Source organism: Rahnella sp. EDr1-12 (assembly GCF_049206505.1).
Classification (GTDB): domain Bacteria; phylum Pseudomonadota; class Gammaproteobacteria; order Enterobacterales; family Enterobacteriaceae; genus Rahnella; species Rahnella rivi.
In genome coordinates, this window is the sequence record NZ_JBLZNY010000001.1 from 317,905 (window position 1) to 335,682 (window position 17,778).

General features: G+C 43.7%; 17 protein-coding genes. 2 read left to right on the top strand and 15 right to left on the bottom strand.

Annotation, left to right across the window (positions count from 1 at the left end; genetic code table 11):
* Nucleotides 1–42: 42 nt before the first annotated feature.
* The 11 genes from ACO0U8_RS01310 to ACO0U8_RS01360 form a co-directional block, all read right to left on the bottom strand.
* Nucleotides 43–729 (bottom strand): NADPH-dependent F420 reductase, encoded by a 687-nt coding sequence (locus tag ACO0U8_RS01310; RefSeq protein ID WP_217204093.1) that lies wholly within the window; start codon nucleotides 727–729, stop codon nucleotides 43–45.
* A gap of 11 nt (nucleotides 730–740) precedes the next feature.
* Nucleotides 741–1,406 carry a 4'-phosphopantetheinyl transferase family protein gene (locus tag ACO0U8_RS01315; protein WP_421670133.1) on the bottom strand — a complete coding sequence of 222 codons (666 nt, stop codon included), beginning with the start codon at nucleotides 1,404–1,406 and terminating at the stop codon, nucleotides 741–743.
* 87 nt (nucleotides 1,407–1,493) lie between these two features.
* A complete protein-coding gene (locus ACO0U8_RS01320) occupies nucleotides 1,494–1,805 on the bottom strand; it encodes a hypothetical protein (protein ID WP_217204091.1) in 312 nt (103 codons plus the stop codon).
* 53 nt (nucleotides 1,806–1,858) lie between these two features.
* Nucleotides 1,859–2,635, bottom strand: coding sequence for an SDR family NAD(P)-dependent oxidoreductase (locus ACO0U8_RS01325; RefSeq protein WP_217204090.1), 777 nt, complete (start codon nucleotides 2,633–2,635; stop codon nucleotides 1,859–1,861).
* 8 nt (nucleotides 2,636–2,643) lie between these two features.
* On the bottom strand, nucleotides 2,644–3,414 hold the full coding sequence (locus tag ACO0U8_RS01330) for an SDR family NAD(P)-dependent oxidoreductase (RefSeq protein ID WP_217204089.1): 771 nt from the start codon (nucleotides 3,412–3,414) through the stop codon (nucleotides 2,644–2,646).
* 1 nt (nucleotide 3,415) lies between these two features.
* On the bottom strand, nucleotides 3,416–4,543 hold the full coding sequence (locus tag ACO0U8_RS01335) for a hypothetical protein (protein ID WP_217204088.1): 1,128 nt from the start codon (nucleotides 4,541–4,543) through the stop codon (nucleotides 3,416–3,418).
* A 4-nt stretch (nucleotides 4,544–4,547) separates the two neighbouring features.
* Nucleotides 4,548–5,633, bottom strand: a complete 1,086-nt coding sequence (locus ACO0U8_RS01340) for an AfsA-related hotdog domain-containing protein (RefSeq protein WP_217204087.1) — start codon at nucleotides 5,631–5,633, stop codon at nucleotides 4,548–4,550.
* Nucleotides 5,633–7,486 (bottom strand): asparagine synthase (glutamine-hydrolyzing), encoded by a 1,854-nt coding sequence (gene asnB / locus ACO0U8_RS01345; RefSeq protein WP_421670134.1) that lies wholly within the window; start codon nucleotides 7,484–7,486, stop codon nucleotides 5,633–5,635. Before asnB ends, ACO0U8_RS01340 begins: the two co-directional genes overlap by 1 nt.
* A gap of 31 nt (nucleotides 7,487–7,517) precedes the next feature.
* A complete protein-coding gene (locus ACO0U8_RS01350) occupies nucleotides 7,518–8,540 on the bottom strand; it encodes a 3-oxoacyl-ACP synthase III family protein (protein ID WP_217204085.1) in 1,023 nt (340 codons plus the stop codon).
* 14 nt (nucleotides 8,541–8,554) lie between these two features.
* Nucleotides 8,555–8,782, bottom strand: coding sequence for a hypothetical protein (locus tag ACO0U8_RS01355; protein WP_183846766.1), 228 nt, complete (start codon nucleotides 8,780–8,782; stop codon nucleotides 8,555–8,557).
* 118 nt (nucleotides 8,783–8,900) lie between these two features.
* Nucleotides 8,901–10,406, bottom strand: coding sequence for an MFS transporter (locus tag ACO0U8_RS01360; RefSeq protein WP_421670135.1), 1,506 nt, complete (start codon nucleotides 10,404–10,406; stop codon nucleotides 8,901–8,903).
* Nucleotides 10,407–10,581: 175 nt separating this feature from the next.
* Between ACO0U8_RS01360 and ACO0U8_RS01365 the strand changes: the two genes are divergently transcribed.
* Nucleotides 10,582–11,517 carry a LysR family transcriptional regulator gene (locus ACO0U8_RS01365; RefSeq protein ID WP_217204083.1) on the top strand — a complete coding sequence of 312 codons (936 nt, stop codon included), beginning with the start codon at nucleotides 10,582–10,584 and terminating at the stop codon, nucleotides 11,515–11,517.
* 1,233 nt (nucleotides 11,518–12,750) lie between these two features.
* Here the strand turns inward: ACO0U8_RS01365 and ACO0U8_RS01370 are convergent.
* Nucleotides 12,751–13,506, bottom strand: coding sequence for an HNH endonuclease (locus ACO0U8_RS01370; RefSeq protein ID WP_217204082.1), 756 nt, complete (start codon nucleotides 13,504–13,506; stop codon nucleotides 12,751–12,753).
* A gap of 348 nt (nucleotides 13,507–13,854) precedes the next feature.
* On the opposite strand from ACO0U8_RS01370, the gene ACO0U8_RS01375 reads away from it, so the two are divergent.
* Entirely contained in the window at nucleotides 13,855–14,553 is a 699-nt protein-coding gene (locus tag ACO0U8_RS01375; protein ID WP_217204081.1) for an RluA family pseudouridine synthase, read from the top strand.
* A 9-nt stretch (nucleotides 14,554–14,562) separates the two neighbouring features.
* Here ACO0U8_RS01375 and ACO0U8_RS01380 read toward each other — a convergent pair whose 3' ends face one another.
* The 3 genes from ACO0U8_RS01380 to ACO0U8_RS01390 form a co-directional block, all read right to left on the bottom strand.
* Nucleotides 14,563–15,102 (bottom strand): DUF2058 domain-containing protein, encoded by a 540-nt coding sequence (locus tag ACO0U8_RS01380; protein ID WP_056780564.1) that lies wholly within the window; start codon nucleotides 15,100–15,102, stop codon nucleotides 14,563–14,565.
* Between the two features lie 173 nt (nucleotides 15,103–15,275).
* The gene (locus ACO0U8_RS01385) at nucleotides 15,276–16,370 is read right to left on the bottom strand and encodes a GGDEF domain-containing protein (protein WP_421670136.1); all 1,095 of its coding nucleotides are present in this window, start codon (nucleotides 16,368–16,370) and stop codon (nucleotides 15,276–15,278) included.
* A gap of 291 nt (nucleotides 16,371–16,661) precedes the next feature.
* Nucleotides 16,662–17,636 (bottom strand): chemotaxis protein, encoded by a 975-nt coding sequence (locus ACO0U8_RS01390; RefSeq protein ID WP_217204079.1) that lies wholly within the window; start codon nucleotides 17,634–17,636, stop codon nucleotides 16,662–16,664.
* Between the last annotated feature and the right edge of the window lie 142 nt (nucleotides 17,637–17,778).

Consider the following 17,778-nt stretch of genomic DNA (forward strand, 5'->3'; position numbering starts at 1 on the left):
TCCACGGCCTACAACAAAATTAGAGGGTTTCTGTAATAAGAGTTACACACCCCGATTAAATATCCAGTAGCCATCAGCAACCCAGGTATCACGATTGGTGGCAAACAGACGCTCTTTCAACACATCCTGCTTTAGTGCAACGCAATATACAGGCCGGTAACGCTCAAAGCGCCAACTGCCACTTAACTCACCTGCATCCACAACGTCGAAACCGATACTTTCAATGAAATTCGCTACCGTAGACTTCGCTTTGATATTATCACTGGCGATCGGAATAGCCCGGCGATTAATCGCCCCTTTTGGCCGCGCATCACGTCGTAAATCCTCAACCGTAATAGAGTTAAAGGCCTTAACAATAATGGCACCTGGTACGTTTTCTGCCAAGAACTCGCTGGTAGTTATCTCACCATTTTTTAACGACTGGATAACACCATCACGATGAGGGAAGTAATTTAACGGATCAACGACGATTTTATTTATAAGCAATGCTTTAGGTAATTCTGGAATAGCATAAAGGGGAACTGCGGCTATCACTATATCACCAAAATTGATTGCCTGTTCGGGTGTGCCCGCCTTACATTCTAATGTTCTGACTAATAACTCGAGAGATTCAGGACCACGAGTATTACTGACCATAACCTCAAATCCATTCTTTACCGCTTGTAACGTAATTGCCTGTGCCATTGCACCTGCACCAATAACCCCTACTTTTAAATTCATAATATCCATTTCTACATCAATTAAATAGCAATAACGCCAATTATATTTGGCAAAAAATCTATCGTAAATAGATGCCAAACCTGAAAAATATTTACATCCAATAAATATTTATAAGCCGTAAGTTTTTCATCATCCAGTGGAACCCTAATTTCCTTCGCATCACCAGCAAAGCCACAACCTATACATTTCAGCACAGCTTCTTTTCTTGTCCATGCGCGTAAAAAACACTCTGGCCAATCAGCCTTACTCAAGATTTCTTCAGCTTCTTCATTTGTAAATATATAGTCTACAACTTGTTGATGTATTGCGCGATTTTTTAGCTCAATATCAATACCAAGAGGCTTATTTCTTGAGAACGCGATTGCAATAACATCACCCGTATGGGACACGTTAAAGTTTATCTTTTTATCAAAATCCACTATGTATGGTTTACCATACTCATCTTTCAATACAGCCCCTTGAAAGGGATCTCTGTTAAACATAAACCCTAGCGCTCTGCGTAAAAAAGCCTTACCTGCAATATATCGATTTCGCGCAGAAACACTCGAAAATGCTTGAGACTTTATTTTCTCGTCTTCAGAAAGGAAGATGGCATCATCCTGTGTAAAATCAGAATAATTTCCAACAAAAACGGTAATTTCTTCATCATCGTTATCTTTTAAGTAAGCCACTTCACGCCAAAGCATATTATTATTTAGCCCCAATCCATACTAATAGATAGCATTGAGATTTATCCGTCAGAATGCCGACCCTTCTACAGGGTCGGATAAAAACTAACTTGCTATATTTTTTAACGAGATTTGAATTTTATCATTAATAAACCTCAACATTTTACCATATGTGTTAAACGGCGAGTTTTGAAATGAAAGATCTTGCTCTGTTGCGAGTTTAATCTTATATCCAAGCACCTTAAATAACTGTTTTTCTACATCTGAAATGATAGTCAACAGACTCAATGAATCTAGCTGTCCCGTTGAAGAATAGAGTTCCGTATCATCTCCCTCTGAAAAATCAAAAGGTTGATCCATAAATGGCTCTTGTCGATATATAGCAGATGTTAAAATATCGTTAAGCTCGACTTCCATAATAATCCCTAAATTTAAACTGTAATTACTTCATTGATAAAACATACCGAGTTTTATAGGATATTTCTTAACTCTATAAACTCACCGCTTGTGATTCCTATGCATTCATGCTCAATGACCCTTTGATAAATTTCTGTTGCACGTTTCTCAGGGCTAACTGCGTATCCGGGCATATTAAACCTTTCTCTTAATTTTAAATGCTCGGGAAATTTGCATAAACTATCTTTTGAAATTATCCCTAAAGATAAATCAGTCAGAATATTACACATCCCCAACACAGCAAAAAATACGTCTGGGTTTTCTTGAGCATAAACCCCACACAATGCATTTAAGGCAGCCTTAGATAGACTATATGACAACATACCAGCGCGGTATCGTATACCAGCAATGGAAGCTGATGCCACAACAAGTGCCGGTTTAAAACCTGATTGAAAAAGCGCGTCAAGAATTAACTTATTAGCCAGAACATTAATCATCATGGCCTTTTGTAATTGTGAAAGATCATATTCATCAGTATGCAATGGTGCATTAGAAGAAACACCGGCATTAAGATGTATAACCGACACACCCAGTGTAATAACAGGGCTGAATTCTTGTTCAAATAGTGCTGCGACCTGCTCAGGATCTTGCAAATCACAGGATTTGAAAATAAACCGGTCATGTCCTGCAAGCTGAGTCGGTTTATGTCGTGCTGTACCGTATACTGTCCAACCTTTATCGAGATAAAGACAAGCCAGCGCCAGACCTAAGCCTCTGCTCACTCCAGTAATGAATACCCTCTTGAAAGCTTCCTGCTGTTTCTGGTTCTCGAGTGAACTCAAAGTACGCATGGCTTTCCTTAAAATTTCCCAGCACTAAATCCGCCATCAACTGAAAGCAATGTCCCCGTTACATAGGATGACTGTTCACCTAAAAGCCATAATATAGCGGCAGTGATCTCTTCTGGCTCGGCAAAACGTTTCAATGCGGTTGACTGAATTTTCTCTTCTGTTGATGCAGGGTTAGCACGAAGTCTCTCCTTGGTGTTCATACCACCTAAGGTCGGGCCTGGGCAAACTGCATTGATCCTCACCACACTCAGCCCTTCTGGTGGATTGGCACTTTCAACTGCAGCAACCTGTGTCAACATATTTAAAGCTGCTTTACTGGTAGAATATGCACTCTGCCGTGGTTGCCCTAAAACCCCGCCACAAGACGAGACATTCACAATCGAGCCTTTCTCACTTAGACCCATCAGGCGAATCTGGTGTGACATCAATAACAATGGTCCAACAAGATTAACCTGTAATACACGGTTCCACTCGTTTAAATCCAGTTCTTGAACTGAGGCTCTTTTAGTGGTGATACCTGCATTATTAACAGCAAAATCTAAACGCCCGTGCTCCTTACGAATTAAATCGAAAAGCTCAATTACGGCACGTTCATTGGTGACATCAAGTTGAACATAACGTGAATTACTACCCAATTCTTCCTGCGCATTCAATCCGTCTTCTTTATTTCTTCCCGTGATGTAACAAAAAACACCTTTTTCAATCAAGCTTTTACTTACATTAAATCCAATCCCACGAGTCCCGCCAGAAACCAATGCGACTTTACCAGTATAAGACATTTTATTTCTCCTGATGTTTTAATTGAATATGAACAGGGCGCAAATAGCGCGGATTTACACAACAAAATACCCTGTCTGCTGATGGTTCTTTCTTATCCCACAAGCAATACGAATCCCACCGGCAACGGAAAACGTCATCATAATCCCCAGCCAGCTCTTTGTTAACAAACTGATGATCTGCAACAATCGCTCGCCCAAAACCAATAAAATCGGCATCTCCACTGTCAAGAATCTCATCGGCTAATTTCAGACTATCGATATTAGCAGCAAAACCAATAGGCAAAGCTGTTCTCTGTTTAAAGAAACGCCCAGCTGAGCGAGAAATATCAATTGTGAAATTTTTATCGCTCAAGAACTTATTATAAGTCTCAGCAATTCCTGTAGCACCTATGATTGCATCAGCCCCAGCTTCTTCAATAGCAATAATGACATCACTTAATATATCGACATGAATTCCTTCCTTACCCAAACCATCATCGATTTGTAGACGCACAAATATTGCCATGTTATCACCAACAGAAATTTTAATTCTGCGAATGATTTCAACCAAAATTAGCGATCTTCTTAGCGGTGAACCACCCCACTTATCTTTTCGCCGATTAGTTCTTGGTGAGAGAAAAGAACTCAATAGGTAGCCATTAGCTGCATGTATTTGAATTGCAGGCGCACCTATTCTTAATGCCAGACACGCAGCATTATGAAACTGATAGATATAATCTTCAATGCGGTCTTCATTCAACCTTGTCACATCACCAGGAATATCGGGTAGATTATAACTTAAAGAGTTTCCCTCAGGCTTTACACCATAATGTTGCAATTGAACGCCTAAAATAAACTTTTTATTATTCGCACTTTCAATAATTGGCTTTAAATCATTTGCATGGTCTTCAGAAACAATTTTCATGCTGCGATCAGTATATTGTGACAAAGGGTCAACTGATGCATTTCCTAAAAAACCAAAACCACATCCCCCTTCCATGAGAGAATCATAAATTGAAAAAAATTCAGGTAGAGGCCTACCCATTGGGTCACAAAGATCAAAACCAACAGAGGAAAAATACATTCTGTTTGCTGCTAAATGATTTTTCCCGAAGGATAAGGGCCGCGTCAAATTTGAATAATTAGGCATAATTTCACTCGCCGAACACGTTAGTTTCAACAGAATTTTCTATAAATCCTCGTTTGATCATCTCTTTAAGACTTTCTAACTCTTCAAAGGAGACTCGTTCAAATAACCAATGACTCTCCCCATTACCTTCACCAACCCTATAAATAGATGTGCTGAAAGATATTGAATTATCATAAACAAAAGTTACAATCGCTTTCTCTATATTTTTATTCTTTACTCTGCTGGTAACACACCCCTTGCCTGATACACTTTTCAATACAACAATATTCTGACTAAGATCATGTGACGTAATAAATACGGTTAGTGGCGAGTGACTTAAAGGTTTAAATAAATCATCAGTATTTAGCAGCACATTTCTAGCCAACTTAAATTTCCCAATCGAAATCACGGGTGCCACAGTTTTGATTCTTGCAATCAGTTTCGCCTCTTGATAGAACGAGATTAAATACGTAATTTCCCTTGGAGTTGATGATTTTGATGAAGTAAAATCATCAACAACGATTTCCACCGGATACATAAGCTCACAATAAGAGTAAAAATCAGCTTGCATTTGGCTTAAACTGATAGTGACCTTACCTAACTGATGTTGAGAGTACGTATACAATTGATAATAAATTGCCTGTCTGGCTACTTCCATAAGCATAATGCCGGGAACATGCTCATGCTGCTTTCTGTAGAAGAAATAGTGGTCTGCATTATTGACTAACTGGAAACTGGTCGAATAACGCTCAATATTGCATTCATTCAGGAAAGAAGTGACATTCTCGGCATTTATAAAATCATGATCGAGATTATTTTTTTTACTGAGCGAATCAAGCCTTTGAAATGGAATTCCTTGGGAGATCAGTTCAGCATCACCCTCAAATTCCACTTCTGGTAATGCCTCGTTATGATCATCAATAAAAGTATAATCACCATTTCCATTACAGTGATAAAATGCATTTAAAATAACACTAACATTCTGAGAAATAGGGGTTTTAGGAATAACAATATAAGGCATGATTTTTCTTGGACTGCACAGTAATACGTCATCAGAGCTGCCTTTGTGCAATAATTTTGGCGCAATGGTATTATTATACTGAATTGTCATCACATCCCCTTTTTTACCTTAACGTTGACTTGATACTCGTTCAACCAGCGATGCATCCAGAGCACCATTTCAATACTTCCTCGATTGTAAGGCTGGCTTATTTCTGATGACTCTCTTTTTAGTAGGCTAATGATTTTTTCACGGTCAATCAGTTCGTAAACTGGTGAACGGTTATTTTCAATAATTGTACCTAACTCAACTCGAAGTCCATTTTCATATGCACCATCTTGGGTGGCCGGATATGGTGTTTTGATTCGGTTAACAATCCCATCCGGTAGCAGGTGCCGTGTTGCGGCACGCAGTAAACTTTTTTCTCTGCCGTCAAAACTTTTCATTTCCCACGGTGTATTAAATACATATTCGACTAACCGATGGTCACAGAATGGCACGCGAACCTCCACTCCAACCGCCATACTCATACGGTCATTGCGGTCAAGCAATGTGGGTAAAAATCGAGTAATGGCGAGATAAGACGTTTTCCGCATACGCCAATCTGTATCGTTTTCTCCTGGCAAAGTGGGGACTTCTTTCACCGCTTTGCTATAGCATTCAGCTCGATAATCTTCACGTTCTAATGAAGTGACAAAGTCACGTGAAAGCAACTGGAGACCACCAAAATAGCGTGCCGATCCCGCAGTTAACCAAGGGAATGTATCTGCATCTCTGGCTGCTGGGTTTCTAAACCATTGATATCCACAGAAAATTTCATCTGCTCCCTCGCCTGAAAGGGCAACGCTAGAGTGTGTTTTTAGCTCGCGAAATAACAGATACAAAGATGGCCACATATCTCCCCAATAAGCAGGTGGCGCATCCACCGCACGTAAGACCTTTTGCCTGACAGATTCATTGAGCATATCTTCACTGCGTAGCAGTAACTCAGTGTGTCTGGTGCCCGCGTGCTGGGCAAGCATTCGAGCAAAAGGCGCATCGGCGGCTCCTCTCACCCCATCAGCCTGAAAAGTCTCGATGTTATGACTGAAGTCAATAGAGAAGGACGGTAAATACCCTGAAGGTAAGGATTTAGCCGCCATCGCGGTGACTGCAGATGAATCAAGCCCTCCCGAAAGAAGCGAACATACCGGCACATCTGACACAATTTGTCTGCTCACTGTGTCAGTAAGCAAGGTTCTGACTGTGTCAATGGTCGTTTCCAGAGAGTCAACATGTTCCCTAGCTTCCAGTGCCCAGTAGGTCTCTTTTTGTAACCCATTTTTATCAAATATAAGCATCGTACCCGGACGCACTTCAAACACTCCATCATATACAGTACATTCAGGTGTTTTTAGCATATCGAGTATTTCACAAAATCCATTTCTGGAAATACTTGGTTGAACGACACCACTAACAAAAAGAGCTTTCGGCTCCGAAGCAAAAATGACGCCGCTCTCAGTCAATGCATAATAAAGAGGCTTTATCCCCATGCGATCGCGAAACATAAAAAGCTGGTTACGTTGACAATCCCAGATGGCTACCGCGTACATGCCATTAAGATGATGGACAATATTTTCTTGCCAGTGTAAGTAGCCTTTGAGAAGCACCTCCGTATCACTGGTCGTATCAAAATGATAACCTAGTCCTTGTAAATCTCTTCGCAGTTCCTGAAAGTTAAACACTTGCCCATTGAATGCAATCACCGCATGGTTACCATTAAAACCTTTGGCTTCCATTGGTTGAGCACCATGCTCAATATCAATAATCGCTAATCGCTGATGTCCTAAGGATGCATATTTATCATTCCAGACACCTTGACCATCTGGCCCACGATGTGCCAACGACTCCGTCATGGCTTGTACAAAATACGTTCTGTCAAAATACCTATTATTAAAATCTACCCAACCAGTAATCCCACACATATGACACCTCTAATTGTAGAAAAAATTTAAGTTACTCAGTGTGAGAATTATCTAACACTATTGTAGGTTTAATAATTTTTGTTTTTTCCAGATTTATTAACATTGCGTTCCAGGAAAGGCCAACACCAAAACCACATATTATTATATTTTTCCGTGAATGCCCCCAGTCCTTTCGACTTAACAATAAAGGAATAGATGTAGAATTAGTATTACCAATACCGTCAACATCTGCAGGCAGTTGTTCATCATTCAGACTCATGATGTCTCTCAGGTATCCAAGAATAAATTCATTTGGCTGATGTAAGGCGTAAAGCGCAATTTCATTTTTATCAACATTCGATTCTGATAACAGCGTATCGATAGCTTCAGGAACACGTTTTAGAGCAAAGCTCATTACAGCAGCACCATCCATTTTTAAATAGCCAACCGTTCCAGAAATTGCGTCTTCTTTTTGATAATGCATTCCCACACCAAGGGATTTTCTACCTTGCCCATCAGCGCCATAAATAAATGTACAGGTGTCCTCACCATTAGTGATCAATGATACCGATGCAGCATCGCCAAAAAGCATTCTGGATTGATATTCTTTATCATCAATGACGCGAGAATTAACATCACCAGTACATACCAACACATTTTTACACACACCCGCCTTGACCAACGACGCAGCCTGAATCAGTCCATTGGCGTAACCAGAACAACCCGAATTAAGATCAAGTAAAAAGCAGTTTTCGCTGAGACCCAATACCTGGTGAAGAGAAAATGAGGTTCCGGGGCTCCATACATCGGGTGTTTGAGTGATAACGATCAAACCATCTATCTGATTATTCTCTAAATCAATATTGCTCAGTAAATTATTCACCGCGGCAGTCATCAGATCTGTCGTTGATATATGCTTAGCAACCCTGATTGATTTTATTCCTGTTCCTCTAATAACACGTGAAACATTTTTCTCTCCGTACAAAAGAGTGAAATCAGACGATTGCATCAACGTAGACGGTATTGCTGCTGCAATTGCTTTAATATTAATGCCAATGATTGAATGGGTACGCATTTTATAAAACCTTATTATTCCACCAGTAGTAGAACCAGATCATTCACGACTTTGATATTTCTCATATCTTCTACGGCCACCTGCTTCCCTGTTTCTTTAGTGACTAATGCGACTGCCGCGAGAATTGCAAAAGAGTCCCATTTTTCATTCTCATTTAGATTTGTATATGGGTAAATATCATGAGGTTCCATATCCAAAACCAATGCGAGTTGTGGCCGAACAGTTTCAATATCTTTTTTCATCTTAGCACCCTTGTTTTTATGAAAATAAGGTATTATCTGGAACACCCTGTTCCATAATAGTGAAGAATATAATTTTATTTATTTTTTCATCGAAAAATGAATTTTAATAAATAGAATATCAACTCGTTGCGATCTGTTTTGATGATTTTTGTTGTGAAATAAGACGTGCCAGTAATCCAAGAATTGCCGGAGCCAACGTGCCGTACAACGTGACCCAGCTGATACCATTTACAAAGGCATCATGTGCTGCGGCAACATTCACGCCACCCAGAAGTTCTGCATTGAAGTTGCCTGCGGCAATCGTATTAGCAACACTTGCAAGCGAATCTACCTTTACGCTATGAACCAGCTCGGCAGAGACGCCAGATAGCAACACAAAACCCATCACGGCGATATTCACTGCGAGTGAAATCATGCGGGCGCTGAATTCCATTCCCGATGCCATGCCTGCACGTTCTGGAGGCAGTGAGCCGGTTGAGGTATTGGTCACTGGCGTATTGGTCAACCCTAATCCTACTCCAGCAATAAGACAGCCCGGCAGTAATGTCAACCAGCTAGCATGTCCGCTGGAAATGGTTATGTGCAGTACCGCAAAGCCAATCGCGATGGTGAATAATCCCACCGGGATAATAAAACCTGGGCCGCGCTTCTGTAACAGGCGCTCAGCATAAGGCGGAACCACAATCGTTGGCAGGGTATAAGCCAGCACAATTAGCCCGGCTACCACACTGCTATAGCCCAACACTGACTGTAAATAGAGCGGGAAATAGATAACGAACGGCCAGAATGAAAAATTCATGCCGCTGGCTCCCAACAATGCAACTGAGAAGTTACGAATTCGGAAAGCTTTAAAATCAAAAATAGGACGTTGGCTTTTCAGCTCAATGATGATGAAAAGCAGCAGGCTCGCAATACTGATCGCAATAATTTCTTGGCCCGTACCCGATGCCAGACTTAATTCATGCCCCTGTGTAATTAGATAGACAAAACCAAATACGGCGATCGGTAAGGTGATCATACCACCAAGATCAATTTTCACCACATGCGGGTCACCCGACTCCACCACACCCATCCGGGCAGCAATAACGGTTACTACGGCAATCACAACATGAATAAGGAACACCCAGTGCCAGCTCAACAGAGCAAGGATAACCCCACCAACAATAGGGCCGAACCCCAACCCCAGACCGAACATAATTCCCCACCATCCAAAGGCAATTCCTCGCTCTGGCCCGTCCCTGAACTGATGTGAAAGCACAGCGACCTGACAGGAAAGCATCGCTGCCGCACTTCCACCTTGCAGGAATCTGGCACCAATCAGCAACGGTGCACTGCTTGCCATTCCACAAATGAGAGAGGCAATACCAAAAACAGTAATCCCCGCAAGAAAGATACGCTTACGGCCAAATCGATCTGCCAGAGCACCCATAGCAACTAGACATGAGCACATTGCCAGGGTGTAGGCATTCATAATCCATTGAAGTTGACGGAACTCTGCAGGCAACACTTTTTCGAGCGTTGGTAAAATTGATGGAATACTGGTTATTTCCAGACCCAACATAATGGCGGATAAGCACACAGCACCCAGTGCTATCTTATTTATTGATGATATGGTCGCGGCCATTTCTTTTTTGCTCCGTAGATCTAATCAGATGGCATTTTTCTTATGAAAGTATTTATGAAAAATGAAGTTTTCTATTTAGCTAAATGTTCTAACACGGCAAGAAAGTATCACTTCTCGAACTCATCAGATATGGTAAAGTCTGGTATATCTGTGACAACAAAATGGAATAGTTGAGATGACCACGCTGGATATTGATGCCGTGCGCGCATTTGTCGTGATTGCAGAGTCAAAAAGTTTCACTCGTGCGGCGACTGAACTGGGCACAACGCAAGGAGCTTTAAGCGTTAAACTGAAGCGACTCGAGGATAAGCTTGGGCAAAAATTGATAGAACGTACACCTCGTCAGGTGCGCCTTTCTATTTTTGGAGAAAAATTTATTTCATCCGCGCGTGATTTTCTCAGCTCTCATGAACGGGCCATATCCAGTTTAATAGCGAGTGATAGCAAATTCAAATTGGGCATTTCATGCTATGTGATGGGACCCGAAGTGCCGGAAATTCTTTCACAAATGAAGTCATTAGATCCTACGTTATTGATAGTGGTGACTGTTGATAGCTCTCACGTGTTGATGAATTCATTTAACAACGGTCAGTTGGATGCAGTGATTGTGCGTAATGATGATGACCGCCGCGAAGGGCTGGAACTGTGCCAAGAACAGTTTGGCTGGTTTGCTACCGAAAAATATACCTGTATTCCCGATCACCCCGTGCATATCGCTAACCTTTCTCCTGACTGCGGTATACGCGATTTGACTTCTCAACGTTTACGCCAGTCGGGAATTCGTTGGGAAGAGGTGTTCGTCGGGGTGGGTATAACCGCCGTTATCGCTGCACTCAGCGCAGGCATTGCGGTAGGCGTATTGCCTTATCGTATGGCGCCTGTAAACCTGGTCGAAGTGAGCACTAAACTCTCTCTGCCAGCGCTTCCCTCGATGGCGATCGTGTTACATTCTGCGTTGTCAGACCAAAAAACGCGATCCATTATTCGTACTATTCAGCGTGTGTACAAAAACCATCACCAGGAAATTGCTGCTCCAGATATTAATACGAATGAAAATAACAATACTCGAATAGTTGATTATTCAACGTTCATCGCGCATTCCGAAATTTAATTAATAACTGAACAACAATACGATAACCTGACTCATTTATGTAACTTTCCAGATGATTATTTAACGCATTGATATCAGAATCATTCGTGTTAATTATGGTTGGATATATCAAATTTTATAACACTTACGCTTGGAATAGCGGCTGCCTCCCTTGCCGAATAGCCTTGACAGCAAGGGGGACATTCCGCCTTTCCTCCGCTCGCAAAATACGCATCTTCGTTCTATAGTTAATCGCGATCTACTCGATCTACTTACAATAAGTTATCTAGTATGAGCAACGACTATCTCCCGATTAGAGCGAATTAGCTTGCAAACGGCACCGAACCGGCGCTGTAACCTGACCTGGCGATTATTGACGCCTATTACCACATTTATGACCGCCCCGGCAGACAATACCTGCTACTGGAGTACCTTGTAGATGCGGCTTACGGCCACAACAATATTACAGCTTCGGTGTATACGCAGGCGCTGACCAGCTACCGCAGTTCGGGGTCAAAAGCCTTGCGCCCGGTGGGCTTAATTGAGTACGTAACCTAAGCTACTCCCCGCCAGCAGCAGCTGTTACCCAAAGCGGCGCAGTGGTAGTCGGTTATGTCGATTTATGTCATGGCGTGGCGGTGCACAAGGTACTGGAGGCGGAGTTATCTGCTGCGCATGGTCACCTACGCGGCGTACGTCATCGAGTCTCCAGGGACGCAGATCCGAGCCTTGTTAATCCGCTTTCAGCTGCATCCGCTGGACTATTGCTCGATAAGCACTATCAGGCGGGTGTTGATTTGAACAGTTGGCCGATATAGGTTGAACTATGATGCCTGCTGTTTTTCACCACGTTATCGGAGCTGTACGAGGTTGTACGTCAGGTACCTGACACCCGCATTATCATCAACCATTGTGGCCGCGTGGTGCGTATTGCCCTCTATGTACAAAACCCAGAACCAGTTTTATACCGCCAAATTCAATTAGTGATCATTCTGGTGCTCTTGACAGCATCGCAATTCAGGATTAGCTTAATTATTAGCCAGTTACTGGCAGGGCGATCTCAGTCAGAGGATCCAAAAACTAGAAGCCCGCTTAAGCAAACTTAAGCGGGCTTCTAGTTTTTGTGCTTTATATCCAGAGTCAGCTCTGATTAAGTTGACGCTTATTGCAATATGGGCGCGATGCCGTCATGCCCCATAGTAAAGCCTTGAAAACCTGTGACAAGGAATTATACGTCACGCTACTGACACAAAATTAAGGTTTCAGAAAATCGTTCAATTCATACAGATGGTTCATGAATAGATGACGGTCATGACTGTGATGAGCTTTTTTATGACAGCGAGGGCATAGAGCAACAGTATTATCGATGGTATCTGGCCCTGAATTTCGTAGAAACTTCACATGATGGACCTCCAGAAATACTGACTGACTGTCTGTCAATAAAGGCGTTGTTTGATTAGAACATCCCTGACACTGGCCATTAGCGCGCAAAAGAGTATATTTTTTAACCTGCTCACATCGTTCCACAATATCCCTGGTTTCAGAGATTTTTTGAGGATACCTGTTACCAGCAGGAATACTCATCGGCGTTTCATCGGAAATCAGGGTGGCTGGACTCACCGTTTTCCGTTGTAAAATTCTTATCCCATTTGATTGACCATTATTGGTGAACGTTTTCCATTTCTGAGTTGTTTCACCGATCAACGCCATATTTCTGACCTGAAGTTGGACGTTATCCCCTTTTCTCTTCAGCTTGCTTACCCTCGTCGAACCAACGACTTCACCCAACCATAACTGCGTCGGGAGTTTATTTTGAACGTAAAATATTAAGAGGTGATCAATGTCATTTGGCGCCACAAATCCCCAATTTCCTGTTGATACAGGCACGCCATTTTCCCATACGAGATGTAAGCCTTTCGTTTTCACTGCGGCAATGCCGGCATTATCATCTATGTTCTGTGAATTCAAAAACTCGTAGCAATTACTGAAATATTTAACCTCGGACATCATGATCTCCCTGTGTTTAAACACATTATCGGCAAATGACGTCTAAGCATGAGTATTTTAATTTGGTTAAAAGGCGACTATTTATCTCACTGTGAACCGTTTTTACATACCCGTTCTCATCTGAAAGTTTGCCAGAGGAGAAAACTTTCATGGAAAGTAGGTAATCTTCTGACAAAACCAAGTGAGTTATCTTTGCGTCGGTAGTGCAGTGTTTATATTCGCCTTCACCCTGACGTCATTGTTGAAGAATGTGAATGAACCTTCCGCAGGGAGCGATGATGCGCAGCCTGACGTCGTAACTCGGTTTAAAATTCGTTATCATCCGCTCCCACTTTCCGTCCGGGTTGCCTGATGTCTACGATTATCGATACGTTTATTGCCCCGCCGTGCCATGACCAGATTGAGACGCTGTATCAGGATGACCATCTGGTGCTCATCAATAAGCCGTCCGGTCTGCTCAGCCTTTCGGGCAAAAATCCGCAAAATCTTGATTCAGTGCATCACCGGCTGGTACAGATATTTCCCGGCTGCACGCTGGTCCACCGCCTAGATTTTGGGACATCTGGTCTGATGGTGATTGCCCGCAACAAAGCGGTTAATGCCGCCCTCTGCCAGCAGTTCAGCCTGCGCACCGTCACCAAAGTGTACAGCGCGCTGCTTTGCGGACATCTGGACCAAGATGAAGGGGTGATAGACGCGCCGATTGCCAAAGATCCGGCGCTTTTCCCGCTGATGTCAATTTGCGCACTCAGCGGTAAACCCGCGCGTTCTGGCTATCAGGTCATTGAGCGGTTTTATCAGGAACAGGATGACGGGGCGCTACTGCCGTTAACGCGGGTACAGCTCACCCCGGAAACCGGCCGCACGCATCAGTTGCGGATCCACTGTCAGCACACAGGCCACCCTATTCTGGGTTGTGACCTGTATGGCGGACTTTTGCTGCCGGGAACCGAACGGACACCGCGCCTGATGCTGCATGCCAGTGAACTGCATTTTGTTCACCCCGTCAGCCAGGAGCCGATCGTTGCCCGTCACGAAAGTCCGTTCTGAACCGGTTTATTACCACATCAAATCATCAGGCACTTTGAAATCAGCATACGGATCTTCTTCGTCTTGCTCTTCCTGACTCAGCGTGCTGTTTAGCACGATACTGCCCGCATCGCGCTGCGCAATTTTATCCGCGACGCTTGCCGGGATGATTGCGTATTCGCTCTCGCCGTTGCTATCAACCAGCAGACGGGCGATCGCCAGACGCCCGCTGATCAGCTGGCTTTGCGTCGTTTTATCCACGTAGATCTTTTTAATTAAGTTACCGTCGGTGAAGTTAAAACCAATGTCGCCTTTGGCGTCAGTGATTCGGTTCATCTCAATCAGCTGCTTAACCTGGGCCTTATACTCTTTAGACAGGGCCGCCTGTTTTTGTTGTTCGCTGAGCTGTTTGTCACGCTCAAGCTGGGCTTTTTTGTTCTCTTCCACAGCTGCTCTTGCCTCACGGCTCTGAACACGTGATTTTTTAGCCGTTCTTTGGACTTTTTCCATTTTCTTGCTGGAGACTAATCCGGCTTTCAGCAACTGCTCTTGTAAGGTGAGTTTTGTCATCTTCGTTTCTAAACCAGTTTAAAAAATTTGTGGGATTATACCTGTAAATGCCGTGGCTGTGTCAGGTTGCAGGATCGGATTACGCTAAGATTTGCGGTCAACCAGCCCCTTGCCCGCTCCGCTTTCCGGCTTTCGGTATGAGGGAAAAAAACAGGCGTTAACGTAAATGATAGTCAGGGCTCCCCCCTCACGTTCCCCTCGTCGGCATCCTGCAGGGTTTCCCAGGCGATGACCCGGTTCTTTCCCTGGGTCTTGGCCTGATACAGCGCGCTGTCGGCGTTGGCGACCGTGCCGTTTACCGGTGAACCCGGTGCATGTTCGGCGACGCCGACGGAAACGGTAATGCGGACATTGTCCGGCCCCTGACTGGCACTGACATGCTCCTGGATTTTCAGGCGCATTTTTTCTGCCACCGGCAGCGCGTTGACGAGGCCGGAATTGAGTACGATCAGAAATTCTTCGCCGCCATACCTGCCGACGAAATCATTGCCGCGAATATTCTTTTTAATAATTTTGGCCACCGTGCTGATAATTTCATCGCCAAACGGGTGACCGAAATTATCATTAATTGATTTGAAGTTATCGATATCCAGCATAAATACGCAGAAATTGCTGCTGCTGTTTTCTTCCGCTTCTTTTAAATAGAGATCAATACTCCGCCGATTACTGACGCCGGTCAGCGGATCAGTTTCTGAGGCTTTTTTAAAATAATTTTTACTGGTAGAAAGGTCGGTCAGTTTTCCAAAAGAAAAATACAACACCATCAGGAATACCAGACTCATCAGCGTTTTGACGATCGCCAGTTCCCAGTACCCGTTGTCGTTGAGTGCGGAAATATGTGACAGCAAATTAATCGACTGAGCAATGCTGTAGGATAAAATGACAAACATCATGCCTTTACGATGTGTCAGGCTGAACCCGGTCAGACAGATGAAATAGATAATGGAAAACACATCGTAATAACTGGTTTTTCCGAAAATAAATAGCATGCTTGTTATAAAGCCTAAAATCAGCACCGGGTAGCCGTAGAAGATAAAACCAAAGGTAACCGGAGCGATAATCACGCTGTAAAGACTGGCATGATTGACAGACCCTTCCTGAAAAATATAAGCGCTTGCCAACCCGAACAGCACACCCAGGCCGCACTTCACCAGCAGGCTGTTTTTCTGCGTAAACTTCACATATAAAAAAGGAATTGAAATACAGGTATAGGTAATACACATTCCGACAAGCGTATTTATTAACGTTTCTTCCAGGAAAAACATCATCAATCTTTCCAATATTGTGCGGACTTAATGTGCGCAATACTAACATTTCCCGAAAAGCAAAACAAAGCACCCGGAAATAACATTAATTACAATTATCCGCCGCGTGCCAGCAACTTAACACCATTAACACCATGAAGTTAAATGTGCATTATTTTATTGACATGAAACGGCAGTAATAAATAACGCACAGGGCGGTATCGGGAATATTTCCTTTACCGCCCTGCAATATATCGAAAATTGAGCCAATCCTGACCGGAAACACGCCGGGCAGGCCGCTGCCCTTTTCAGCCGTTACGCCACCGCCGCCGCTTTGGCGTCCAGCGCTTTGTGAATGGCCGCTTCCAGTTCGTTGATTTCGAATTTGGCGACGTAACCGTCAGCCCCGACTCTGCGCACGTGATCTTCGTTGGCGCTGCCGGATAAAGAAGAATGGATGATCACCGGAATATTTTTCAGGAACTCATCGCGCTTGATATTGAGCGTCAGCGTAAAGCCATCCATTTCCGGCATTTCCAGATCGGTTAATACGAAGGAAATTTTATCGGAAATCGGGCGGCCTTCGGCTTTGCACTCTTCGGCCATTTTGCGGATTTTATTCCAGGCTTCCAGACCGGTGATATGCATCTGCGCCGGAATTTCCATCATGTTCAGGCCCTTCTCAAGCATCGAACGCGCCACTTTGGAATCTTCCGCTACGATCGCCACCGCGCCCGGTTTGAGAGAAAACGCCTTGGTTTTTTGCTTATCAATGGACACGTTGCCACTGGATGGCACGATGTCATAGAGGATCTGTTCGACGTCGAGCACCAGCGCCAGACGGTTGCTGGAGGTATCGTTATCCAGACGCGCAATGCTGGTGATGTTGCGGCTCTTCACACCGGATTCCGCAGCCAGCACCTGGCTCCATTCAAGGCGGACAATATCGTCAACCGATTCCACCGCAAACGCCTGTGTACTGCGCGCATATTCGGTGACCAGCAGAATGTTCAGGCCGGTTTTAGGTACACAGCCCACCACGGCAGGCAGGTCGATCACCGGAATAATTTCACCGCGAATATTAGCCATCCCCATCATCGGCGACGCCATACCCGCCGCTTTCGTCAGCGCAGGCATCGGTACGATTTCACGGAGTTTAAACACGTTGATACCAAAGAGTTCAGACTTTTCTTCATCTGGCGCAGAGCCCAGACGGAACAGCAATAATTCAAAGCGGTTAGATGAAGTGAGGTTCGTTCTCTCATCGATGTCTTTCTGAAAATTGTCCATACTTTCCCCAGGCCTGTCGTGATTTGTTTTTGTCTGTGATTACGCTGTGCGTCATTCGGAAAATAAGGAATTTCATTCTCTTTTTTCTCAGAGGGACATTCTTTTTATCGGCTGGTCAGGGGCAATTCTTTAGAGCGAAGAG